Annotated in this window: 21 protein-coding genes and 5 tRNA genes; 10 read left to right on the top strand and 16 right to left on the bottom strand. The window is 70.1% G+C overall.

Annotation, left to right across the window (positions count from 1 at the left end):
• Window positions 1–74 precede the first annotated feature (74 nt).
• Window positions 75–308 (top strand): Lrp/AsnC family transcriptional regulator, encoded by a 234-nt coding sequence (locus CEB94_RS28745; protein WP_003997603.1) that lies wholly within the window; start codon window positions 75–77, stop codon window positions 306–308.
• A gap of 20 nt (window positions 309–328) precedes the next feature.
• On the top strand, window positions 329–847 hold the full coding sequence (locus tag CEB94_RS28740) for a DUF3515 domain-containing protein (RefSeq protein WP_246111940.1): 519 nt from the start codon (window positions 329–331) through the stop codon (window positions 845–847).
• 82 nt (window positions 848–929) lie between these two features.
• Here the strand turns inward: CEB94_RS28740 and CEB94_RS28735 are convergent, their stop codons facing one another.
• The 3 genes from CEB94_RS28735 to CEB94_RS28725 are packed head-to-tail and all read right to left on the bottom strand — an operon-like array spanning window position 930 to window position 3939.
• Window positions 930–2087, bottom strand: coding sequence for a D-alanine--D-alanine ligase family protein (locus CEB94_RS28735; RefSeq protein ID WP_175434932.1), 1158 nt, complete (start codon window positions 2085–2087; stop codon window positions 930–932).
• A 59-nt stretch (window positions 2088–2146) separates the two neighbouring features.
• Entirely contained in the window at window positions 2147–3157 is a 1011-nt protein-coding gene (locus CEB94_RS28730; protein WP_175434931.1) for an NAD(P)H-dependent glycerol-3-phosphate dehydrogenase, read from the bottom strand.
• The gene (locus CEB94_RS28725; RefSeq protein WP_175434930.1) at window positions 3154–3939 is read right to left on the bottom strand and encodes a lysophospholipid acyltransferase family protein; all 786 of its coding nucleotides are present in this window, start codon (window positions 3937–3939) and stop codon (window positions 3154–3156) included. Before CEB94_RS28725 ends, CEB94_RS28730 begins: the two co-directional genes overlap by 4 nt.
• Before the next feature lie 158 nt (window positions 3940–4097).
• On the opposite strand from CEB94_RS28725, the gene cofC reads away from it, so the two are divergent.
• Together cofC and CEB94_RS28715 are read left to right on the top strand one after the other, a co-directional pair.
• Window positions 4098–4736 (top strand): 2-phospho-L-lactate guanylyltransferase, encoded by a 639-nt coding sequence (gene cofC, locus CEB94_RS28720; RefSeq protein ID WP_175434929.1) that lies wholly within the window; start codon window positions 4098–4100, stop codon window positions 4734–4736.
• A 10-nt stretch (window positions 4737–4746) separates the two neighbouring features.
• Entirely contained in the window at window positions 4747–4950 is a 204-nt protein-coding gene (locus tag CEB94_RS28715; RefSeq protein WP_031138097.1) for a hypothetical protein, read from the top strand.
• Window positions 4951–5021: 71 nt separating this feature from the next.
• On the opposite strand, the gene CEB94_RS28710 is transcribed toward CEB94_RS28715, so the two are convergent.
• From CEB94_RS28710 to leuC, 4 genes are all read right to left on the bottom strand, one after another.
• Window positions 5022–5663, bottom strand: a complete 642-nt coding sequence (locus CEB94_RS28710; protein WP_030851950.1) for an HU family DNA-binding protein — start codon at window positions 5661–5663, stop codon at window positions 5022–5024.
• Window positions 5664–5799: 136 nt separating this feature from the next.
• Window positions 5800–6030 carry an SCO5555 family protein gene (locus tag CEB94_RS28705; protein ID WP_031138093.1) on the bottom strand — a complete coding sequence of 77 codons (231 nt, stop codon included), beginning with the start codon at window positions 6028–6030 and terminating at the stop codon, window positions 5800–5802.
• Window positions 6031–6307: 277 nt separating this feature from the next.
• On the bottom strand, window positions 6308–6901 hold the full coding sequence (gene leuD / locus CEB94_RS28700) for a 3-isopropylmalate dehydratase small subunit (protein WP_175434928.1): 594 nt from the start codon (window positions 6899–6901) through the stop codon (window positions 6308–6310).
• A gap of 6 nt (window positions 6902–6907) precedes the next feature.
• The gene (gene leuC / locus CEB94_RS28695) at window positions 6908–8338 is read right to left on the bottom strand and encodes a 3-isopropylmalate dehydratase large subunit (RefSeq protein WP_175434927.1); all 1431 of its coding nucleotides are present in this window, start codon (window positions 8336–8338) and stop codon (window positions 6908–6910) included.
• Between the two features lie 195 nt (window positions 8339–8533).
• On the opposite strand from leuC, the gene ndgR reads away from it, so the two are divergent.
• Window positions 8534–9250 (top strand): IclR family transcriptional regulator NdgR, encoded by a 717-nt coding sequence (ndgR, locus tag CEB94_RS28690; RefSeq protein ID WP_175434926.1) that lies wholly within the window; start codon window positions 8534–8536, stop codon window positions 9248–9250.
• Between the two features lie 183 nt (window positions 9251–9433).
• Here the strand turns inward: ndgR and CEB94_RS28685 are convergent.
• From CEB94_RS28685 to CEB94_RS28645, 9 genes are all read right to left on the bottom strand, one after another.
• A tRNA-Glu gene (locus CEB94_RS28685) sits at window positions 9434–9506 on the bottom strand.
• A gap of 28 nt (window positions 9507–9534) precedes the next feature.
• Window positions 9535–9606, bottom strand: a tRNA-Gln gene (locus CEB94_RS28680).
• 20 nt (window positions 9607–9626) lie between these two features.
• A tRNA-Glu gene (locus CEB94_RS28675) sits at window positions 9627–9699 on the bottom strand.
• Window positions 9700–9739: 40 nt separating this feature from the next.
• A tRNA-Glu gene (locus CEB94_RS28670) sits at window positions 9740–9812 on the bottom strand.
• A gap of 21 nt (window positions 9813–9833) precedes the next feature.
• Window positions 9834–9905: transfer RNA gene (locus CEB94_RS28665), tRNA-Gln, on the bottom strand.
• Window positions 9906–9994: 89 nt separating this feature from the next.
• A complete protein-coding gene (locus tag CEB94_RS28660) occupies window positions 9995–10726 on the bottom strand; it encodes an HAD family hydrolase (protein WP_175434925.1) in 732 nt (243 codons plus the stop codon).
• A gap of 507 nt (window positions 10727–11233) precedes the next feature.
• Entirely contained in the window at window positions 11234–12718 is a 1485-nt protein-coding gene (gltX, locus tag CEB94_RS28655; protein WP_175434924.1) for a glutamate--tRNA ligase, read from the bottom strand.
• On the bottom strand, window positions 12711–13487 hold the full coding sequence (locus CEB94_RS28650) for a fumarylacetoacetate hydrolase family protein (protein WP_175434923.1): 777 nt from the start codon (window positions 13485–13487) through the stop codon (window positions 12711–12713). The genes gltX and CEB94_RS28650 overlap by 8 nt, the downstream gene beginning before the upstream one ends.
• A gap of 173 nt (window positions 13488–13660) precedes the next feature.
• Window positions 13661–13852: a hypothetical protein gene (locus CEB94_RS28645; protein WP_175430198.1), complete on the bottom strand. Its 192-nt coding sequence runs from the start codon at window positions 13850–13852 to the stop codon at window positions 13661–13663.
• A 602-nt stretch (window positions 13853–14454) separates the two neighbouring features.
• On the opposite strand from CEB94_RS28645, the gene CEB94_RS28640 reads away from it, so the two are divergent.
• The 5 genes from CEB94_RS28640 to CEB94_RS28620 all read left to right on the top strand — a co-directional run bounded on the left by CEB94_RS28640 (window position 14455) and on the right by CEB94_RS28620 (window position 23490).
• On the top strand, window positions 14455–18303 hold the full coding sequence (locus CEB94_RS28640; protein ID WP_175434922.1) for a sensor histidine kinase: 3849 nt from the start codon (window positions 14455–14457) through the stop codon (window positions 18301–18303).
• A gap of 9 nt (window positions 18304–18312) precedes the next feature.
• Complete coding sequence (locus CEB94_RS28635) at window positions 18313–18726, top strand: roadblock/LC7 domain-containing protein (RefSeq protein WP_175437203.1); 414 nt, start codon at window positions 18313–18315, stop codon at window positions 18724–18726.
• 110 nt (window positions 18727–18836) lie between these two features.
• Window positions 18837–19232 (top strand): DUF742 domain-containing protein, encoded by a 396-nt coding sequence (locus CEB94_RS28630; protein ID WP_030851927.1) that lies wholly within the window; start codon window positions 18837–18839, stop codon window positions 19230–19232.
• The gene (locus CEB94_RS28625; RefSeq protein ID WP_062929254.1) at window positions 19213–19788 is read left to right on the top strand and encodes a GTP-binding protein; all 576 of its coding nucleotides are present in this window, start codon (window positions 19213–19215) and stop codon (window positions 19786–19788) included. The genes CEB94_RS28630 and CEB94_RS28625 overlap by 20 nt, the downstream gene beginning before the upstream one ends.
• Before the next feature lie 375 nt (window positions 19789–20163).
• A complete protein-coding gene (locus CEB94_RS28620; RefSeq protein WP_175434921.1) occupies window positions 20164–23490 on the top strand; it encodes a sensor histidine kinase in 3327 nt (1108 codons plus the stop codon).
• The last annotated feature ends 1 nt before the right edge of the window (window position 23491 follow it).

The raw sequence follows: 23491 nt of genomic DNA, 5'->3' as shown, positions 1-23491 counted from the left end.
CCGCGGCGAGCGGCGACGCGATACCGTGGCGTTCCTTTTCCCCACATGATCCTCGTGGCCGCCCTGGAGGTTCCGTGGTACAGGCGTACATCCTGATCCAGACGGAGGTCGGCAAGGCGTCGACCGTCGCCGAGACGATCAGCAAGATCCCTGGGGTCATCCAGGCCGAGGACGTGACGGGACCGTACGACGTGATCGTGCGGGCCCAGGCCGACACCGTCGACGATCTCGGTCGCATGGTGGTCGCCAAGGTCCAGCAGGTGGACGGCATCACCCGCACCCTGACCTGCCCGGTCGTCCATCTGTAGCCCCCGTCTACCCTGTGCCGGTGAACTCTTTCCGTCACCGGCACCGTTGTGTCTTCCGCGTGTTCCGCCTGCCCGCTGTCGCGCTGTTGATCACTGTCGCGGGCTGCTCCTCAGCAGACGACAGCGCGTCGGCGGCGGTTCCCAGTCCGGACGCGAAGGTCGCGGAACTGTGTCGGAACCTGGACAAGGTACTGCCCGCGAAGGTGGACGGTGAGCGCCGCGAGGATCCCGAACCCGCGTCGGCGCTGACGGCGGGCTGGGGCAGCCCGGCGATCATACTTCGCTGCGGTGTGCCGCAGCCGCCCAAGATGATCGACCCGAAGGTCGCGGACGGGCGGGATCCGGACGCGGTCGCCGGCGGTGTGAACGGCGTCGACTGGCTGATGGAGGAGCAGGACGGCGGCGGGTACCGGTTCACCACCGCCAACCGGGAGGCGTACGTCGAGGTCCGGGCGCCGCAGGGCGTGGACAGCTCGAGTGTGCTGATCGATCTGGCCTCGGCCGTGAAGAAGGCGATCCCCGAGGGGATCGCCTCCTGAGCGCCGCGCCAGTGCTCCCGCCCTGAGTCCGCGGGCCGTTCGTGGCTGATCGCGCAGTTCCCCGCGCCCCTTGCGGGTCGATTCAGCGCAGGCCCGTCGAGCGCCGCAGGGCCGCCCGCACCAGCCGGTCGATCAGCTCGGGGTAGCCGACCCCGCTCGCCTGCCACATCTGCGGGTACATCGAGATGGGCGTGAAGCCGGGCATCGTGTTGATCTCGTTGATCACGAACTCGCCGTCGTCGGTGAGGAAGAAGTCCGCGCGGACCAGGCCCTCGCAGGACGCCGCCTCGAAGGCGTCGACCGCAAGGCGCTGCACCTCGGCCGTCTCCTCGGGCGTCAGCGGCGCCGGGACGATGCCGGGCGTGGAGTCGATGTACTTGGCCTCGAAGTCGTAGTACGCCTGCGCCTCGGGCGGGGGGATCTCCGCGGGCAGGGAGGCGCGGGGGCCGTCCTCGAACTCCAGGACGCCGCACTCGATCTCGCGGCCGCGCAGGGCGGCCTCCACGAGGATCTTCGGGTCGTGCCGCCGGGCCTCGGCGATCGCCTCGTCGAGGCCTGAGAGGTCGTCGACCTTGGTGATGCCGATGGAGGAACCGGCGCGCGAGGGCTTCACGAACAGCGGCCAGCCGTGCTCACCGGCGAAGTCCACGATCTTCTTGCGGGCGGCGGCATCGCCGCGCTCCCACTCGCGCGGCCGGATCACCACGTACGGGCCCACCTTCAGCCCGAAGGAGGTGAACACCCGCTTCATGTACTCCTTGTCCTGGCCCACGGCCGAGGCGAGCACACCCGAACCCACGTAGGGGACTCCGGAGAGCTCCAGGAGGCCCTGGAGAGTGCCGTCCTCGCCGTACGGACCGTGCAGCACCGGGAAGACCACGTCGACCTCGCCGAGCGCCTTGGGAACCGATCCCGGCTCGCTGTAGACGACTTCGCGGTTGGCGGGGTCGACCGGGAGGATCACCGCGCCCTCGGCGGACTCGGCGAGGGCGTCGACGCTCGGCGGGCGCCGGTCGACGATCGCCATCCGCTCCGGTTCGTCCGCCGTGAGCGCCCAACGCCCGTCCTGGGTGATGCCGATCGGCAGGACGTCGTACTTCGTCCGGTCGATGGCCTTGAGGACGGCGCCGGCGGTGACCACGGAGATCCCGTGTTCGGAGCTGCGCCCGCCGAACACGACGGCCACACGCGGCTTGCGAGGCGGCTGCTCGGGGCTCTGGGGGAGGTTCTCGGTGCTCATATCGCGTTGAGGGTACCCGTTGGTAGGTCCGGTAGTAAGCGCCGTCGGCGTCGCGTCGCTCAGCGTCGTTCCGGCTTTGCGCTGCGCGACATCAGCTCTTTGAGGGCCACCACCGGGGGCTTGCCCTCGTGCACGATGTCGACGACCGTCTCCGTGATCGGCATGTCGACGCCGTGCCGGCGGGCCAGATCCAGCACCGACTCGCAGGACTTGACGCCCTCAGCGGTCTGCTTGGTGACCGCGATGGTCTCCTGCAGGGTCATGCCCTTGCCGAGGTTGGTGCCGAAGGTGTGGTTGCGCGACAGCGGCGAGGAGCAGGTGGCCACCAGGTCGCCCAGGCCGGCGAGTCCGGAGAAGGTCAGCGGGTCGGCGCCGAGCGCCATGCCGAGCCGGGTCGTCTCGGCGAGACCACGGGTGATGAGCGAACCCTTGGCGTTGTCGCCGAGGCCCATGCCGTCCGCGATGCCCACGGCGAGGCCGATGACGTTCTTCACTGCTCCGCCCAGTTCGCAACCCACCACGTCCGTATTGGTGTACGGGCGGAAGTACGGCGTGTGGCAGGCGGCCTGGAGCCGCTGGGCGACGGCCTCGTCGGTGCAGGCGACCACGGCCGCGGCCGGCATCCGCGCGGCGATCTCCCGGGCCAGGTTGGGCCCCGTCACCACGGCGATCCGGTCCGGGCCGACCTTGGCGACGTCGTCGATGACCTCGCTCATCCGCATCGCGGAGCCGAGTTCGACGCCCTTCATCAGCGACACCAGGACCGTGCCGGGGGCGAGGAGCGGGCTCCACTCGGCGAGGTTGCCGCGCAGGGTCTGCGAGGGCACCGACAGGACCGTGAAGTCGGCGTCCGCCGCGGCTTCGGCCGGATCCGTGGTGGCCCGCACGTTCTCCGGGAGCTCGACGCCCGGGAAGTAGTCGGGATTGGTTCGCGTGGAGTTGATCGCCTCCACGACCTCCGGGCGGCGCCCCCACAGGGTGACCTCGCACCCCGCGTCGGCGAGCACCATGCCGAAGGCCGTACCCCACGAACCGGCGCTCAGTACCGCCGCCTTGACCGGCTTGCTCACTTACCCAGCCCCTCTTCCTGCACGGTCTGCCCGGACTTCTGATGCGTCTGCGTCTGCGTGCGGCGCCGCTGCTCGATCCGCTCCCGGCGCGGGTCGTACGGCGTCTCGGGCGCCTTCTCGCCGCGGATCAGCTCCAGCTGGGCGGTCACAGCGGCCATGATGACCTCCGTGGCCTCCTTCAGCAGGTCCGCGGTCATCTCCCGGTCGTAGAACCGCGCGAGGTCCACCGGCGGCCCGGCGAGCACGCGGTGCGTCTTGCGCGGCAGCAGATGCGGCTTCTTCGCGTACGGCGGCAGCAACTCGTTGCAGCCCCACTGGGCGACGGGGATCACCGGGCACTTCGTCTGCAGGGCGACCCGCGCGGCCCCGGTCTTGCCGGTCATGGGCCAGCCGTCCGGGTCGCGGGTGAGGGTGCCCTCGGGATAGAAGGCGACGCATTCCCCGCGGTCCACGGCCTCGATCGCGGCCCGGAAGGCGCTCAGCGCGTCCGTGCTCTCGCGGTAGACGGGGATCTGCCCGGTGCCCCGCATCGCGGCGCCGACGAATCCCTTCTTGAAAAGCCCGCTCTTCGCGAGGAATCGCGGGACCCGCCCGGTGTTGTACTGAAAGTGCGCGTAAGCGAAGGGGTCGATGTGCGAATTGTGGTTCACCGCGGTGATAAATCCACCCTCGGCCGGAATGTGCTCCATTCCACGCCAGTCCCGCCTGAGCAGAACCACCAGCGGCGGTTTGCAGATCACCGCGGCCAAGCGGTACCAGAAGCCGATTCTGCGGCGGGGCACGCGGACACCTTCCTCTAGGGCCTGAAGCGGGGGCCACGGGGGGCCGCACAAGTGTCGCCCCAGCCCGCCGGTCTGTCGAGAACACCGTACGCCCCGGCACCTCGCCCACCCGATGCCCCGGGTGACAATGACCGCGACAAGAGGAGGACGGAACACCCGTGCAGTGGACCCTGGTCGTACCCCTGAAACCCCTGGCCCAGGCCAAGAGCAGGCTTGCGGACACCGCGGACGACGGGCTGCGGCCGGACCTGGCGCTGGCCTTCGCCCAGGACACGGTGGCGGCCGCGCTGGCCTGCCCGGCGGTAGGGGATGTGGCAGTCGTCACGGGCGACGCCCGCGCGGGCCGTGAGCTGACCGCACTGGGCGCCGCGATCATCCCCGACGAGCCGGGCGGCGGCCTCAACGCCGCCCTCGCACACGCGACGCGGGTCGTACGGTCCGCCCGCCCGGCCCGCGCGGTTGCCGCACTCAACGCGGATCTGCCGGCCCTGCGCCCCACGGAATTGTCCCGGGTACTCGACGCCGCCGCTGAATTCCCGCGTGCATTTCTCCCGGACGCGGCCGCAATCGGCACGACTCTGCTGGCCGCCGCCCCGGGCCGCGAATTGCGCCCGGCCTTCGGTACGGATTCCCGGGCCCGGCACCGCGCCTCCGGCGCCGTGGAACTGCCCCTCGCCGCGGTGGATTCCGTACGCCAGGACGTGGACACCGGCGACGACCTGCGCAGCGCGCTGGCCCTGGGGGTCGGCCCTCATACGGCCGCGGCCGCCGCGCGGTTGCTGATACCCGGGCAGTAGGCTGCGGCCCATGCAGGCGACCGCGTACACGTACGACCCCGAAAGCCGCAGCGGGCAGGTGCTTCTGGACGACGGCACCCCGGTGCCCTTCGACGCGGCCGCGTTCGACGCGGGGGGCCTCAGGCTGCTGCGCCCGGGCCAGCGGGTCCGTATCGAGGTGGAGGGTGCGAAGGACGCGCTCCGGATCACTCTGGTGACCCTGCAGACCCTGTGACCACATGCTGAACACGCCGCGGGCCGGACTCCGTGCGGAGTCCGGCCCGGCGCGTGAGTACCCCGGCGCCCTTACTTCTTGCGGGCAGTGGTCTTCTTGGCGGTGGTTTTGCGCGCCGTCGACTTCTTGGCCGGCGCCTTCTTGGCCGTGGCCTTCTTCGCCGGGGCCTTCTTCGCGGTGGTCTTCTTCGCGGCGGTGGTCTTGGACGTCGCCGTGGTCTTCTTGGCGGGCGCCTTCTTCGCCGTGGTCTTCTTCGCGGCCGCGGTCTTCGTGGTGGCCTTCTTCGCCGTCGTCTTCTTGGCGGTGGTCTTCTTCGCGGCGGCCGACTTCGTGGTCGCCTTCTTGGCGGCGGCCTTCTTGACCGTCGCGCCGGCACCGCCGGTCAGGCTGCCCTTCGGCGCCTTCTTGACGGAGACCTCGCCGCCGCGCGGCAGCTTCTTCGAGCCGCTGACCAGGTCCTTGAAGCCCTGACCAGCGCGGAAGCGCGGAACGGAGGTCTTCTTGACCCGAACCCGCTCGCCCGTCTGGGGGTTACGGGCGTACCGGGCCGGACGGTCGACCTTCTCGAACGAACCGAAGCCGGTGACCGAGACCCGCTCACCCGAGACGACCGCGCGGACGATGGCGTCCAGTACATGGTCGACAGCATCGGCGGCTTGCTGGCGGCCGCCCATCTTGTCGGCAATCGCTTCTACGAGCTGCGCCTTGTTCACGTCTTCCCCTTCGGAGACATCGCCAGAACGAAAGTGTTCAAGCTTTTTCGCACGTTAGGCAGATATATACCGCAAATCAAACACGAAACGGGCTTATCACCCTTGTGCCGCAACGAACTCGACGGTGTCGAGGGGTTCAGCGTTCCTCGTCGGGGATTCGCCCCTCGTCGAGGTCCGCGGTGAACCGCTCCAGCCGCCTTGCCGCGTCGGCGAGATCGTGCTTGGCCGCGGCCGTAATGACCAGCAGCTTCCGGGTCAGCGCCATCCGTACGCCCTCCGGGACTTGCAGTGCGCGCACCCTTGTGTGCGCTTCCTTGAGTTGGTCCGCGACTGCCGCATAGAGCTCGAGTTGGCCGTCGTGTTCCATGCACAGATTGTGCCATCTGGGGCGAGTTGTCGCCTGCGCAGGGGACAACTGTCGCCTCAAGCGGCCTTCCGAGCACACGTGGAAGTCACGGCTGTACCCCTCGGCTACCCCGGCAACCACCGGCATAACGCGGGAAGTTGGCAGCTGAACAGCGGGTGGGCAGGGCCGTTCGGGTGCAGACACAGCTGTACCCCCGATCGGGCTGATCGGGGGTACAGAGGGGGTGTTGCAGTGGCCGAAAGTCGCCTTGTTCCAGGGCGGCGGACCGTGCCCGGGGTCAGACCGGGAGCGTCCGCGGTTTGAACGCCGGGCGCTTCGCCTCGTACGCGGAGATGTCCGCCTCGTTCTGCAGGGTGATCGAGATGTCGTCGAGGCCGTTCAGCAGCCGCCAGCGGGAGTTCTCGTCCAGCTCGAAGGAGGCGGTGATGCCCTCGGCGCGCACCTCGCGGCTCTCCAGGTCGACGGTGATCTCGGCCTGCGGGTCCTTCTCGGTGAGCTCCCACAGCGCGTCCACGGTCTTCTGCTCCGACACGACCGTGAGCAGGCCGTTCTTGAGCGAGTTGCCGCGGAAGATGTCGGCGAAGCGGGAGGAGATCACGGCCTTGAAGCCGTAGTTCTGCAGCGCCCAGACGGCGTGCTCACGGGAGGAGCCGGTGCCGAAGTCGGGGCCGGCGACCAGGACGGTCGCGCCCTGCCGCTCGGGCTGGTTGAGGATGAAGGACTCATCCTTGCGCCAGGCCTCGAACAGCCCGTCCTCGAACCCGTCGCGCGTGACCTTCTTGAGCCAGTGGGCGGGGATGATCTGGTCGGTGTCGACGTTGCTGCGGCGCAGCGGGACGGCCCGGCCGGTGTGGGTGGTGAAGGCTTCCATGGGTGATCAGACTCCAGCGGGCGTGGGGGCGTCGGCGGCGGACAGGTCGGCCGGGGAGGCCAGGTGGCCCAGGACGGCGGTGGCGGCGGCGACCTGCGGAGACACCAGGTGGGTGCGGCCGCCCTTGCCCTGCCGGCCCTCGAAGTTGCGGTTGGAGGTGGACGCGGAGCGCTCACCCGGGGCCAGCTGGTCGGGGTTCATGCCCAGGCACATCGAGCAGCCCGCGTGCCGCCACTCGGCGCCGGCCTCCTTGAAGACGACGTCCAGCCCCTCGGAAACGGCCTGCAGACCGACGCGCGCGGAGCCCGGGACGACCAGCATCCGTACGCCGTCGGCGACTTTGCGGTCCTTGATCAGCTCGGCGGCGGCGCGCAGGTCCTCGATGCGGCCGTTGGTGCACGAGCCTACGAAGACGGTGTCCACCTTGATGGAGCGCAGCGGCTGCCCGGCCTCCAACCCCATGTACTCCAGGGCCTTTTCCGCGGCGTAGCGCTCCGATGCGTCTTCGTACGAAGCGGGATCGGGGACGGACGCCGAAAGCGGTGCGCCCTGGCCCGGGTTGGTACCCCAGGTGACGAACGGCGACAGTCCGGAGGCGTCGATGACGACCTCGGCGTCGAACTCGGCGTCCTCGTCCGTCCTGAGCGTCTTCCAGTACGCGACGGCCGCGTCCCAGTCCTCGCCCTCGGGGGCGTGCGGGCGGCCCTTGAGGTAGTCGAAGGTGGTCTCGTCCGGGGCGATCATGCCCGCGCGGGCGCCGGCTTCGATCGACATGTTGCAGATGGTCATGCGGGCTTCCATCGAGAGCTTCTCGATGGCCTCGCCGCGGTACTCCAGGACGTAGCCCTGGCCGCCGCCCGTGCCGATCTTCGCGATGATCGCCAGGATCAGGTCCTTGGCGGTGACGCCCTCGGGCAGTTCACCGTCGACCGTGATCGCCATGGTCTTCGGGCGGGACATCGGCAGCGTCTGGGTGGCCAGCACGTGTTCCACCTGGGAGGTGCCGATGCCGAACGCCAGCGCGCCGAAGGCGCCGTGCGTGGAGGTGTGGGAGTCGCCGCAGACCACGGTCATGCCGGGCTGGGTCAGGCCCAGCTGCGGGCCGACGACGTGCACGACGCCCTGCTCGACGTCGCCCAGCGGGTGCAGACGCACACCGAAGTCGGCGGCGTTCTTGCGCAGCGTCTCCAGCTGCACCCGGGAGACCGGATCCGCGATCGGCTTGTCGATGTCGAGGGTCGGGGTGTTGTGGTCCTCGGTGGCGATGGTGAGGTCCAGACGCCGCACGCCGCGGCCGCTCTTGCGGAGGCCGTCGAAGGCCTGCGGGCTGGTCACCTCGTGCAGCAGGTGCAGATCGATGAAGAGAAGGTCGGGCTCGCCCTCCGCGCGCCGGACGACATGGTCGTCCCAGACTTTCTCCGCGAGTGTCCTACCCATCGCTTTTCCCTCCGGACGGCGACGATCCGCCGACCCAACTAGAGATCTTGAGGAGGCGGTGCCCGTACCCCTGATTCCGGGCACACACCACCAGGCCCTTACGTCACGGGCCGTTGTGACTTCGTGATTCCAGGGTGGCGCGTTCCACGGAAAATTGAACTTGCGTTTCACAGAGTGAGACGCAAGTATCGTTTCATGGACAACAGTAGCGGCGTCGGCGTTCTGGACAAGGCGGCCCTCGTCCTGAGCGCTCTGGAGTCCGGTCCGGCCACCCTCGCGGGTCTGGTCGGTGCCACCGGACTGGCACGACCCACGGCCCACCGCCTGGCCGTGGCCCTGGAACACCACCGCTTGGTGGCGCGCGACATGCAGGGCCGTTTCATTCTCGGCCCTCGCCTGGCAGAGCTTGCCGCGGCCGCGGGTGAGGACCGTCTCCTCGCCACCGCCGGCCCGGTGCTCACGCATCTTCGTGACATCACGGGCGAGAGCGCCCAGCTCTATCGCCGCCAGGGCGACATGCGTATCTGCGTCGCCGCGGCGGAGCGTCTGTCCGGCCTGCGGGACACGGTCCCGGTCGGTTCGACGCTCACGATGAAGGCCGGCTCCTCGGCGCAGATCCTGATGGCCTGGGAGGAGCCGGAGCGGCTGCACCGCGGGTTGCAGGGGGCGCGCTTCACGGCGACGGCCCTGTCGGGTGTGCGGCGGCGGGGCTGGGCGCAGTCGATCGGTGAGCGGGAGCCGGGCGTCGCGTCCGTGTCCGCGCCCGTGCGGGGGCCGTCGAACCGGGTGGTGGCGGCGGTGTCCGTCTCCGGGCCGATCGAGCGGCTGTCGCGGCACCCTGGGCGTATGCACGCGCAGGCCGTGATCGATGCCGCGGGGCGCCTCTCCGAGGCGCTTCGGCGCACCGGCTGAACCGGCGGCGTGTTTGGAGGAGGTCGGCCTCAACGCCGCGGCAGGCCTTCTCCGACTCAGCGCCATGGCAGAGGCGGTTTCGTCGTCGAGTGCGGGGCGGCGGTGGTTGCTCGCGCGGTTCCCCACGCCTATGGGTTGGACATGAAAAGGCCCTCCACCGAAGTGGAGGGCCTTTTGCTGATGTACCCCCGACCGGATTCGAACCGGCGCTACCGCCTTGAGAGGGCGGCGTGCTAGGCCGCTACACAACGGGGGCCTGGACACTGCGTTTCCGCAGGTCCGAGCTGGTCTACCTGGACTCGAACCAAGACTAACTGAACCAGAATCAGCCGTGCTGCCAATTACACCATAGACCAATGTGGTTTAGACCAGTCAGTACCCCCGACCGGATTCGAACCGGCGCTACCGCCTTGAGAGGGCGGCGTGCTAGGCCGCTACACAACGGGGGCCCTAGCAGTCCCGCGAAGATCGTCGATCGCACGGAACCAGTACCCCCGACCGGATTCGAACCGGCGCTACTGCCTTGAGAGGGCAGCGTGCTAGGCCGCTACACAACGGGGGCGATGCAGATGAGCTCTGCGAGCTGGCCTACCTGGACTCGAACCAAGACTAACTGAACCAGAATCAGTCGTGCTGCCAATTACACCATAGGCCACTGGAACGCAAGCCCCCGAAGGGTTCGTGTTCTAGCTGTGCGCCTGGGGTTCCGGCCTTCCGGCCCGCTCCCGCGGCGCAGGAAGAACATTACCCGAAGGTGGACGGGGCTCCAAAACGAGTATCCGAGCCGAGCAGGGACGGCAGTTCGGCGAGGGAGGCGATGCGGTGCGGCCCGACGGGCGGGTCGATCGTGGCGTACAGACCACTGCGGTCGATCCACACCGACAGCAGTCCGGCGTCGGCGGCACCCCGTCCGTCGATCTCCGGGTGGTCACCGACGTAGGCGACCTGGTGCGGCGCCAGCCCGAGGAATTCGCAGGCCGCGAGGAACGCTCCGGCCTCGGGCTTGGAGACGCCGAGCTCGGCCGCGCACAGGATGGTCTCGAAACGGTCGTGGACGCCGAGGGCGCGCAGCTTGCGGTCCTGGATGTGGAGGCTGGAGTTGGAGAGCACGGCGTGCCGGTGGCTGGCGGAGAGCGCGTCGAGGACGGGCAGGACGTCCGGGAAGAGGGCCCAGACCTCCTCGTAGTGGGTGAGGTACCGCTGGAACCACGCGTCGGCCTCGGCGTCGGTGAGGCGCCGGTCCAGGAACACCCGTACGCGGTCGCGCCGCTGGCCCTCGAAGGTGGCCTCGCCGGCGGAGAAGCGGGCCCACTGCAGGTGGGTGATCTCCCGCCAGTGGTCGATGGCCTGCTCGACGCTGTCGTAGCGGTCGAGCAGGCCCTCGGCCGTGAGGTGGGCGTGCATGCCGAGGCGGTCGGCGGTGGTGTAGTCGAAGAGGGTGTCGTCGACGTCCCAGACCACGGCTTGGATGCTCATACTCCGACCGTACCCACCGCGTCCCGCGCTCAGCCCGGGTTCAGAGTGCCGGAGAGCTTCAGGTCAAGGCCCTGGCCGTCGCGGGGGTGGGCGGTGAGCTTCCAGGCGGGGGCGTACGGCGGCCCCGGTGGAGGCACCGGTCAGCGCGCGGACGAGCGTGCCGGAGGCGTCGCAGGCGGCGTCGCCGGTAAGGCGGGTGGACGGGCTCAGGGCAGGGCTGCGGCGGGTCTGGGGTCCGTCGGTCCGCTCCGGCGGCGTCCAGCTGGAAGCCGCCGGAGCGGACCGGGGCACCCGGCGTCGCGCCGTGGAGGAACAACTCGCCGCCCGCCACGGCCAGTCCCCGCACGCCGGTCGCGGCGGGGGCCCGGGTCACCCTGGCGGTGGTGGGGCCGCCGCTGCCGGTGGGGGTGATTGGCCGGAAGGGTGAACTCCGGGTGGCGGCTGGGCGGACATGGCGAGGGCGGCGCCCGAACCGGACGCCGCCCTCGCCGTGTGTGGTGCTTCGCGTTACGCGGCCAGCTTCGCCAGTGCCGCGTCGATGCGGGCCAGGGTGGTCTCCTTGCCCAGGATCTCCAGGGACTCGAAGAGCGGCAGCCCGACCGTGCGGCCGGTGACCGCGACGCGGACGGGGGCCTGGGCCTTGCCGAGCTTGAGGCCGTGGGCCTCGCCGGCGGCCAGGACGGCTTCCTTGAGCGACTCGGCGGAGGTCCAGTCGGCCGCCTCCAGCTTCTCGCGGGCCGTGCGCAGCAGGGCGTCCGAGCCCTCCTTCATGGCCTTGATCCAGCTGGCCTCGTCCTCCACCGGCTCCGGCAGGAACAGGAAGTCGACGTTGTCGGTGATCTCGGAGAGGACCTTGAGGCGGGTCTGCGCGTGCGGCGCGACGGCCTGCCACTTCGCCTCGTCGAAGGCCTCCGGGGCCCAGGGGGCGAACGGCGCCTGGAGCCAGGGGCGGCAGCGCTCGGTGAAGTCCTTCACATCCAGCAGGCGGATGTGGTCGCCGTTGATGGCCTCGCACTTCTTCAGGTCGAAGCGGGCCGGGTTGGGGTTCACGTCGGAGATCTCGAACGCCGCGATCATCTCGTCGATTCCGAAGACGTCCTGGTCGGCCGAGAGGGACCAGCCGAGCAGGGAGAGGTAGTTGAGCAGGCCCTCGGGGAGGAAGCCGCGCTCCCGGTAGAGGTTCAGGGAGGACTGCGGGTCGCGCTTGGAGAGCTTCTTGTTGCCCTCGCCCATCACGTACGGCAGGTGGCCGAAGGACGGGATCTCCTTGGCGAGGCCCAGCTCGGTCAGCGCCTTGTACAGGGCGATCTGGCGCGGGGTGGAGGAGAGCAGGTCCTCTCCGCGCAGGACGTGGGTGATCTCCATCAGGGCGTCGTCGACCGGGTTGACCAGCGTGTACAGCGGGGCGCCGTTGGCGCGGACGATGCCGTAGTCCGGGACGTTCTCCGGGGTGAAGGTCAGTTCGCCGCGGACCAGGTCGGTGAAGGTGATCGTCTCGTCGGGCATCCGGAAGCGGACGATCGGCTCGCGGCCCTGGGCCTGGTACTCCTCGACCTGGGCGTCGGTCAGCGCACGGCAGTGGCCGTCGTAGCCGGAGGGCTTGCCGGCGGCGCGGGCGGCCTCGCGGCGGGTGTCCAGCTCGTCCTGGGAGCAGTAGCAGCGGTAGGCGTGGCCGGCGTCGAGCAGCTTCTGCGCGACCTCCTTGTAGAGGTCCATGCGCTGCGACTGGCGGTACGGCGCGTGCGGGCCGCCGACCTCGGGGCCCTCGTCCCAGTCGAAGCCCAGCCAGCGCATCGAGTCGAGCAGCTGGGTGTACGACTCCTCGGAGTCGCGGGCCGCGTCGGTGTCCTCGATGCGGAACACCAGGGTGCCCTGGTGGTGCTTGGCGAACGCCCAGTTGAACAGGGCGGTGCGGACCAGGCCCACGTGGGGGTTACCGGTGGGCGAGGGGCAGAAACGGACGCGTACGGGGGAGCCGGGTGCGCTAGCCACGCTTGACAACCTTGTTGGTGAGAGTGCCGATGCCTTCGATGGTGACGGCGACCTCGTCGCCGACGTTCAGGGGGCCGACCCCAGCCGGGGTGCCGGTGAGGATCACGTCGCCGGGGAGCAGCGTCATGGCCTCGGAGATGTTGACGATCAGGTCCTCGACGGAGTGGATCATCTCGCTGGTGCGGCCCAGCTGGCGCTGCTGGCCGTTGACCGTGAGCTGGATGGTGAGGTCGCTCGCGTCCAGGTCCGTCTCCACCCAGGGGCCGAGGGGGCAGGAGCTGTCGAAGCCCTTGGCCCGGGCCCACTGCTTCTCGCGCTTCTGCACGTCGCGGGCGGTGATGTCGTTGGCGCAGGTGTAGCCGAAGATCACGTCCTTGACGCGCTCGCGCGGGACCTCGCGGCACATCCGGCCGATGACCACGGCCAGCTCGGCCTCGTGGTGCACCTCCTGGGAGAAGGAGGGGTACTGGATCTCGTCGCCGGTACCGATCACCGAGGTGGACGGCTTGAAGAAGGCGAAGGGGGCGTCGGGTACCTCGTGGCCCAGCTCGCGCGCGTGCTCGGCGTAGTTGCGGCCGAAGGCCACGACCTTGTTGGGGAGCACCGGCGGCAGCAGCCTGACCTTGCCGACCGGCACCTTCGTGCCGGAGAGCTCGAAGTCCGCGAACGGGATGCCCTTGATGATGTCCAGGACGAGTTCGTCCTGCTTGTCGCCCTCGATGGCGCCGAAGGCGACGTTCCCGTCGATGGAGAACCTGGCGATGCGCACGGGATGCTTGGCCCCTTGACTGAAGCGGCTGGAGTCTGACGCTCCAGGCTAACGCGGGGAGACCTCCCCGCCCCGCGCATTACGAAGGGGCGCCCCGTCGCGGGGGGCGCCCCTCGAGAATCCGTGTCCTGCCGCCCTGAGCAACCGGCGGCCGGTACGCGTACTACCTGGTGTCACTCAGCGGTCGCGGCGGCCGCGACGGGGATCTCCATGAGGACGGTGCGCTTGGGGTTTGCGGTCTGGGCCGGCAGTTCGACGGGGTGCTCCGGCTGCTCCGGCGTCTGCAGTTCGTCGGCGTCGTTCAGGTGCGCCAGCGTCGTGCGTCGCGGGTTGGCGATCTTGTGGAACATCGTCGTCGTCTTCACTGTTTACTTGACCCTGTCCTGTGACGGGCGCCGGACAGGGGTGTGAACCCCGGACGGGCGCGGGTTGTCGGTTGTGCCATCGCTGTAAAGCGTCAGGCTAAACATGCGATTCCCCGGCCCGGTCGCACGGATACCATGATCAGCATGTGAGTTTTCTCACGAATCAGAGGGCGAATCGGTCAATCCGGACTCGCACCCCACCCTAACGAAACGGACATTGGCTCACTGAAGCCATCATTCCGCTCCTGATCATGGCGACTGGGACACCCGGCACGGGTAGGCGACTCGCGGACTTACGTCCGAAATAGACGAACTCGCTTTCTACGGCCGGTGATCCGGCACTCACGTGGTGTCACCTACATCACGGCTCGGCCTACGGGCCTTGTTGGAGATCCTGTGCTGTGCTGGAATCTCACGGACCGCCGCAGGATCGAGCCGGCGCACAGGGGGCGCACAGTCGCGCCGAGTGGCGGCGAGAAGGGGGAGCCAGCGCCGGTCACTCAAGACCACCACGGGGGCGTATTTCAGGGCGTCCCCAGAACGCCGACACCGTGCCCCGCCGTTCAGGCGACGGGGTGCCTGGTCCAGAGGTTGCGACGCTAGTGCAGGGACGTTTCAAGAGGGATGGCAACGCTTCGGCGGAGCCGGAGCCGCACGGCGGGACTGGCCCCATGAATGGCGGCCCCTCGCCCCAGCACGCCCAGAACCAGGGCCCGGCCGGTGACGGCGGCGAGCGCTCCGGGCGCCCCGGCACGTCGACCCCCTCGGGGTCCGCGGGCCCTTCCCCGGCGCTGAAGCCGCCGACGGGCCCGACCGGCCCCGGGCCGCGAATAGCCCTGCGCAACTGGCGCATCTCCACGCGACTGGTGTCGCTGCTCGCCCTCCCGGTGGTCGCGGCCACCTCGCTGGGCGCACTGCGTATCAACCAGTCCATGGACGACATCCAGCAGCTCGACAACATGAAGCTGCTGACGGACATGACCAAGCAGGCCACCGAGCTGTCGGCGGCGCTCCAGGAGGAGCGCGACCAGTCGGCCGGCCCGCTCGCGCACGGCGGCAAGGCGACCGACTTCACGGTCAAGGGGCTTCGCGAGAAGACCGACCGGGCCAGGAAGAACTTCCTCGACAGTTCCGAGGAGATCGACGGCGCCAGCAAGGACGGCAACCTCAAGGGCGTCCGCGAGTACCTCGTCCAGCTCGCCGGTGAGCTGGGCGACCTGGAGCAGATCCGCAAGGGCGCCTACGCCTCCGAGGACAACTCCACACAGACGATCGAGGCGTACCACCGTCTGATCGAGAACCTGATCGACCTCTCCCAGGACATGGCCGAGGCGACCAGCAACCCGGACATGATCCAGCGCACGCGTGCGCTGGCGGCGTTCTCCTCCGCCAAGGAGTACTCCTCGATCCAGCGCGCGGCCCTGGCGGCCGCGCTGCCCGCGAGCAACACCACGACCGGCAAGCTCTCGCCGAACGACCGGCTCTACGCCGAGTCGGCCCTGGAGAGCCAGAATTCCGAGATCCGCAGCTTCAAGAGCATCTACGGCGAGGACTCCGCCGCCGAGCTGCTCAAGCCGATCGAGGACGGCGGCAACTCCACGATCAAGGCCACCGACCTCTACGCGGGCCGTGTCCTGGTCTCCGCGAGCGGTCTCGCCCAGCAGGACAAGCGGTCCTACCGCGACTGGCTGGACGACAGCTCCACCAAGATCCAACAGATGAAGAACATCGAGCACACGCTGCTCGAGGAGATGGAGCAGAAGGCCCGCGAGCTGCGCAGCGCCACCGAGCGCGACGCGATCATCTCCGGTGCCCTGATCCTGATCGTGCTCGGTGTGTCGCTGGTCGGCGCCTTCGTCGTGGCGCGGTCCATGATCCGCTCGCTGCGCCGCCTGGAGGACACCGCGACCAGGGTCGCCTCCGACCGCCTGCCCGAGCTGGTCAAGCAGCTGTCCGAGTCCGACCCGCAGGACGTCGACACGTCCGTGGAGTCGGTCGGTGTGCACTCCCGGGACGAGATCGGCCGGGTGGCCGCGGCCTTCGACGACGTGCACCGCGAGGCGGTCCGCCTCGCCGCCGAGCAGGCCCTGCTGCGGGGCAACGTCAACGCGATGTTCACCAACCTCTCGCGCCGCTCCCAGGGTCTGATCCAGCGCCAGCTGTCGCTGATCTCCGAACTGGAGTCCCGCGAGGCCGACCCTGACCAGCTGTCCTCGCTGTTCAAGCTCGACCACCTCGCGACCCGCATGCGCCGTAACGGCGAGAACCTCCTCGTCCTCGCGGGTGAGGAGCCCGGCCGGCGCTGGACCCGCCCGGTCCCGCTGGTCGACGTGCTCCGCGCCGCCGCCTCCGAGGTGGAGCAGTACGAGCGCATCGAGCTGGCCTCGGTGCCGACCACCGAGGTCGCCGGCCGCGTGGTCAACGACCTCGTGCACCTGCTCGCCGAGCTGCTCGAGAACGCCACCTCGTTCTCCTCGCCGCAGACCAAGGTCAAGGTCACCGGTCACGCGCTGCCCGACGGCCGGGTGCTGATCGAGATCCACGACACCGGTATCGGTCTGTCGCCGGAGGACCTGGCGGCGATCAACGAGCGGCTCGCCTCTCCCCCGACGGTGGACGTCTCCGTCTCCCGCCGCATGGGTCTGTTCGTGGTCGGCCGGCTCTCCCAGCGGCACGGCATCCGCATCCAGCTGCGCCCGTCCGACTCCGGTGGCACGACCGCGCTGGTCATGCTGCCCGTCGATGTCGCCCAGGGCGGCAGGAAGCCCCAGCCCAAGCAGCCCGGTCAGCCGCCGGTCGGTGGCGGCGGTCCCGCCGCCGCGCAGGCCGCCGCCGGTGCGGCCGCAGCCCGGCGCGCCGCCGGTACCGGCCAGGGTGGCGGTGTCCTCGGGGCCGGTGCGTCCGGCGGTGCCTTCGGCGGCGGTGCGTCCGGCGGTGGCCGGCTCGGTCCCGGTCAGAGCCCGCGGGCCGCACTGCCCGGGCGGGACGCGGACGGTGGCCGTCCCGGAGCGCCGGGCGGTGCGCGCGGACCGCAGGGTCCCGGCCCGTCGGCGTCCGAGCAGGGTGGTCCCTCGCAGGGCCGTCCGGCTCCGGCCGGTGCCGGTGCCGGGTTCGGCCAGCAGGCGCCGGGAGCCCCGCAGGGTCTGCAGGCCGCGGGCACCAACGGGCCGCAGGGCCAGGGCGCCTTCGGCGGTGGCCGCAGCCGGAAGAAGCAGAGCGGCAACGGCGAACAGGGCAAGGGCCGCAGGCCGCAGCTGCCGCCGCGCGGCGGGCCGCGGGCCGAGCTGCCCGGCGGCGACGCGCAGCCGCGCGTTCCGAGCTGGAGCGACGAGAACGCCCGGCCTCCGGTGCCGCGTGCCTCGCTGGACGCCCCGCGCGGCCACGAGGAGCAGGACGTCTCCCGTACGTCTTCCCTGCCGCGCGTCGACGACCGTCAGGGTCCCGGCGCGACGGCGGAGATGCCGGCCGTGCCGCGCGACGACGACCGGCAGGGCCTCGGCTCGCCGGCCGACTTCGGCGCCGCTCAGCACGCGGACCCGTTCGGCCCCGACGCGAACGCGCCGCAGGGCCAGGGCCAGTTCGTCCGCCCGGACGTCTTCGGCACCCCGGGCGGCCACCGCGACCCGTCGTCCACGTCGGGCCAGTACCCGGCGCCGCAGTCCTACGACAACGGCTCCACCGGCCAGTACCCGGCACCCCGCCAGGACAACGGCTCCACCGGCCAGTACCCGGCACCCCGCCAGGACAACGGCTCGACCAGCCAGTACCCCGCCCCGCGGCAGGACAACGGCTCGACCGGCCAGTACCCGGCACCCCGCCAGGACAACGGCTCCGGGCGGCCCACCCTCCCGGGTCCGGCCACGCCGGCCGACCCCGCGGGCACGGGTCAGTACGAGCGGCCGCAGGCCAACGGTGGCCGGGGTCCGGCCGACTTCGGCGCCCCGCGTCCGCCCGCCCCGCAGGCCCGGCACGTCCGGCAGGAGCCCGAGGCCCTGCCGCCGGCGTCCGGCCCGGGCGACGGTCGTACTCCGCTGTACGACACGCTGGAGACCAACTGGTTCCACGGCCAGCAGGAGCAGCAGCCGCAGAACGACGGCTCAGCTCCGGCCGCCCCGCAGCAACCGCAGGGGTCCACCGGTCCTCAGCGGTCCGCCCCCGCCGGCTGGCGCTCCTCGCCGAACGACGACCTCGTCCGCCAGGCCGAGCGAGTCCGCCAGCCCGCCGCGGGTGGTGTCACCACCTCCGGTCTGCCGCGCCGGGTGCCCCGGGCGAACCTCGTCCCGGGCACGGCTCAGCAGCAAACCCACCAGAGCGGTCCGCAGGTCTCGCGTGCGCCTGATGACGTACGCGGCCGGCTGACCAATCTCCGTCGGGGAATCGCACAGGGTCGTCAGGCCGGGTCCACCCAGACCGGCAGCCACCCACGGCCCACTCACCAGCAGGAGCGTTAGTTGAGTCCGATGAGCCAGGCGGCACAGAATCTCAACTGGTTGATCACCAACTTCGTGGACAACACCCCCGGGGTGTCCCACACCGTCGTCGTGTCCGCCGACGGTCTCCTCCTGGCGCTGTCGGAGGGCTTCCCGCGTGACCGCGCGGACCAGCTCGCGGCCGTCGCGTCGGGCCTGACGTCACTGACGGCAGGCGCCTCCCGGATCTTCGAGGGCGGTGAGGTGGCGCAGACGGTGGTGGAGATGGAGCGAGGGTTCCTCTTCCTCATGTCCGTCTCGGACGGCTCGTCCCTCGCCGTACTCGCCCACCCCGACTGCGACATCGGCCTCGTCGGCTACGAGATGGCGCTCCTGGTCGACCGCGCGGGCGCGGTCCTCACCCCCGACCTGCGAGCTGAGCTCCAAGGCAGTCTGCTGCACTGATCGGCCCCGGCACCACCCGTCTCACCACATCACCGTCCGGCTGCCACACACCCCACACAGGCCCCGTCAGACGGCTTGCTGACCGACTTGCTGTCCCGCCCGGAGGACCCATGACCCCGCCCACCGCCTCTCATGATCCGTACGCGGAGCCGTACGAGGACGAGGGCGACCAGCCGCTGGTACGGCCGTACGCCATGACCGGCGGCCGGACCCGGCCGCGCTATCAGCTGGCCATCGAGGCACTGATCAGCACGACCGCGGACCCCGCCGCCCTCATGGGGCTGCTCCCGGAGCACCAGCGGATCTGCCACCTCTGCCGTGAGGTGAAGTCGGTGGCCGAGGTCTCGGCACTGCTCAACATGCCGCTGGGTGTGGCCCGGATCCTGGTCGCGGACCTCGCCGAGGCCGGTCTCGTCGCGATCCACCAGCCGGGCGGCGACGACGCCACCGGCGCTCCGGACGTGACACTGCTCGAAAGGGTGCTCAGTGGACTTCGCAAGCTCTGACCCGGGTCGATCCACCACCTCCGCGAAGATAGTGGTGGCGGGCGGCTTCGGCGTGGGCAAGACCACGTTCGTGGGTGCCGTCTCGGAGATCAACCCGCTGCGTACCGAGGCCGTGATGACCTCGGCCAGCGCGGGCATCGACGACCTGACGCACACCGGGGACAAGACCACCACCACGGTGGCCATGGACTTCGGCCGTATCACCCTGGACCAGGACCTGATCCTGTACCTCTTCGGTACGCCGGGCCAGGACCGCTTCTGGTTCATGTGGGACGACCTGGTGCGCGGCGCCATCGGCGCGGTGGTGCTCGTGGACACCCGGCGCCTGGCCGACTGCTTCCCGGCCGTCGACTACTTCGAGAACTCGGGTCTGCCATTCGTCGTGGCGCTGAACGGCTTCGACGGGCAGCAGCCCTACCAGCCCGAAGAGGTGCGCGAGGCGCTGCAGATCGGACCGGACACCCCGATCATCACGACGGACGCCCGGCACCGGGCCGATGCGAAGAGCGCCCTGATCACGCTGGTCGAGCACGCTCTGATGGCACGGCTGAGGTAGCACGCAATTCAGAAGCGCCATACGGCAGTTGTCGTAGATACACCGGAGCCGACTGTGTCCTTTGACACGGTCGGCCAAGGTGTTCATAACGTTTCGGCAGAGGAATCGGGTGGTACGGCCACGCGTCGCGCACATCCGGTCTCGCTGCGCGCACAATCGCCCCGCCTTTTGGCGGGGCTCGCTCTTTATGACCGTTTTATCTGGGGCTTACATCACGTCGATTCCCCGCCCTGGACTGTTTGGAAGAGCGCAGGTCGTCGTGCTGGAATGCCTGAACTGCCCAATAGTCAATGACGTACTCGTCCATCGAGGCGTGTTGGGCTCTGAACACTGCGGCACAACGTTGGTGCCGACCGCCGAGAGGTTGTTGGTCGAGTGAGGCGAAGCAAGAACAGTCCCGAGCCGTCGGCCCGGGGCAACTTCACCCCGCCGCCGCGCACAGCGGCGCCCGCCCCCGTGCCCGGTTCGGAACCGACGGCCGCGCCCGCCGAGAGCGGCGGCCGTCTCTCCCCTCGCAACTGGCGCGTGGCGACCAGGCTGAACGCGATCCTGCTCATACCCGTGCTGGTCGGCCTCGTCATGGGCGGCTTCCAGGTGAAGAGCTCGATTGACACCTGGCAGGAGGCCGAGGACGCGGAGAACACCGCGCGTCTGGTCCGCGCCGCCCTGGCCTACGGCAACGAGCTGCTCGTCGAACGCGACGTGACCGCCGCGCCCCTGCTCCAGGGCAAGGGCGCCAAGGACCCGACGGTCGTGAAAGCCCGCGCGAACACCGACAAGGCGGCCGACGCCTTCGACGAGGCCGTCAAGAACATGCCCGACCGGCCCGGCCTGGAGCGGCGCCTGAAGCGCTTCCGTGAGGTGGAGCCGAAGCTGACGCAGCTGCGTGCGGCCGCCTACACCAGCCAGCTCAAGGGCGTGCAGACCGAAGAGGGCTACGTCGAGACCGAGCACAGGCTGCTGGAGTTCGCCAACGAGCTCGGCCTGGGCACCGGCAACATCACCAGCTACGGCCGTACCGTCTACGCCATCTCCCTGACCAAGGGCGCACTCTCCCTCCAGCGCTCCATCGGCATGCACATGCTGATCAAGCCCGGTCCGGACGGCGGCAACCTGGCCAGCCAGCGCATTGCTCTGTCCTCGTACGCCTACCTGGAGCGCATCGCCATCCAGGAGTACGAGAGCGGCGGCACCGAAGCGGACTTCGCCAAGCTCACGGCGGCCGAGAAGCAGATCAAGACCGATGGCGCGAAGATGGCCGCGGAGGCCAAGGCCAAGGACCCGGACTACGTGCCGCCGCCCGCCAACCCCACCACGATGGTGGCCAGGATCGCGGCAATGCCGTCCACGGACCCGAGCGAGCGCGCCGACCTCGCCCAGGGGGGCATCACCGCGCAGAACTGGTGGGCCGTCACCACGCTGAAGTTCGACGCGTACAACAAGATCGAGACGGAACTGGCCGACAGGGCGGTGACCGAGGCGTCCGACATCGCCGACGACGCCCAGCGCGACGCGTACATCACCGGTGCCGCCGTCGTGGTCGCCCTGCTTCTCGCCTTCATCCTGGCCGGCGCGGTCGCCCGTCAGATGAGCCGCTCGATGCGCCAGCTGCGCAACGCCGCCTTCGGTATCGCCGAGCAGCGTCTGCCGATGCTGGTCGACCAGCTCTCCCGCACCGACCCCGGCCGCGTCGACACCCGTGTCCAGGCCATCCCGATCACCACCACCGACGAGATCGGCGAGGTCGCCCGCGCCTTCGACCAGGTCCACCGCGAGGCCGTCCGGCTCGCCGCCGAGCAGGCCCTGCTGCGGGGCAACATCAACGCGATCTTCACCAACCTGTCGCGCCGCAACCAGTCGCTGATCGAGGGCCAGCTGACCCTGATCACCGACCTGGAGAACAACGAGGCCGACCCGGACCAGCTGGAGAACCTCTTCAAGCTGGACCACCTCGCGACCCGTATGCGCCGCAACGGCGAGAACCTCCTCGTCCTCGCCGGCGAGGAGCCCGGCCGCCGCTGGGACCAGCCGGTGCCGCTGGTCGACGTGCTGCGCGCCGCCTCCTCCGAGGTGGAGCAGTACGAGCGCGTCGAGCTGTCGGGCGTGCCGGAGGCGGAGATCCACGGCCGGGCCGTGACCGACCTCGTGCACCTGCTCGCCGAGCTGCTGGAGAACGCGACGACGTTCTCCTCCCCGCAGACCAAGGTCCGCGTGACCGCCACCCGGCTCCCCGACGGCCGCGTCATGATCGAGATCCACGACAAGGGCATCGGCCTCACCGCCGAGGACTTCGCGGACATCAACCACAAGCTGGCCAACCCGCCGACCGTGGACGCCGCGATCTCGCAGCGCATGGGCCTGTTCGTGGTCGGCCGGCTGTCCGACCGGCACGGCATCCGCGTCCAGCTGCGCCCCTCGGGCGAGCAGGCCGGCACGACCTCGCTGGTCATGCTGCCGGACGCGATCACCCACGGTGGTGGCGGCGAGCAGCACGTGGACCGCGACGAGTTCACCGTCTCGCAGATCATCCCGGAGCAGAACTTCGGCGGCGGCGGCGAGAACTTCGGCCAGCCCATGCGCACGGCCGCGGAGCTCGGCTTCGACGACAGCCGCTACTCCGACGTCCCCGACGACATACGTGAACTGGACCCCGTCGGCCGCTCCCTGATGCGCGAGGAGCGCCGGGCGGCCCTGGAGGCCCAGTCGCACGAGCACCCCGCGCTGCCCGGGCAGAACAGCCAGGAGCCCAACCAGGCGACCGGGTACCGCGACGAGTACAACGGCCGGCAGGGCTACGACACCGGGCAGGCCTACGACACCGGCCAGACCGGCTACCCGGAGCAGCAGCCGTCCGCGTACGACCACCAGGCGCCGTACGAGGAGCAGCAGGCGTCGTACCAGGAGCAGCAGGCGTCGTACCAGGAGCAGCAGCAGGCGTCGTACGAGGAGCCTCAGCGGTCTGCGTACGACGAGCAGTACTACGCGCCGAACGGCGGTCTGCCGCAGAACGACACCTTCTCGCCGAACGGCGGCTACCCGGAGCCCTCCTATGCGGAGCCGGCCCAGGAGGAGTCCCCGGCGCCGGGCTCGGGCGGCCCGGGCGGTTTCGCCGCGTTCGAGCAGCGGCGCCACCAGGATGACTGGCCGCAGCAGGACGGCTACCAGAACGGCTACCCGAGCCAGTACCCTGCTCAGACCCCGGAAACGGAATCTGCGCAGGCCGCTGACGCGAGTGAGCAGGACCGCGTAGGCTTCGACCGTCCGGGACCGGCCCCCTCCAACGGGCACACGCTGACGGACGCCGGGCTCCCCCGCCGCGGAGCCACCGCGAGCGGTACGAACGGCGCGGGTGGCGCACGGCACGCGAGCCCGGAGCCGCCGGCCTCCGCCCCGGAGAGCAACGGCGACAACAGCTGGCGCTCGGCCAACGACGAGCGGTGGCAGCAGGCCTCGCAGCTCCGGAAGCCCAAGGCGGGCGGGGTCACCTCCTCCGGCCTGCCGAGGCGGGTGCCCAAGGCCAACCTGATCGAGGGAGCCGCCGAGAGCACCCCCCAGGGAGGCCCACAGGTCTCCCGCGCCCCGGAGGACGTCCGGGGCAGGCTGAGCAACCTGCGTCGAGGCGTCCAGCGCGGGCGCAGCGCAGGCAGTGAAACGAACGGCCAGGGCTTCGGTCCTGACAGCACCTACAACCAGGAGCGTTAGT

This window comes from Streptomyces hawaiiensis (assembly GCF_004803895.1).
In the GTDB taxonomy this organism is placed as follows: domain Bacteria; phylum Actinomycetota; class Actinomycetes; order Streptomycetales; family Streptomycetaceae; genus Streptomyces; species Streptomyces hawaiiensis.
Note: the sequence above shows the minus strand (reverse complement) of the source record. Positions and strands in the feature narration are given on the sequence as shown.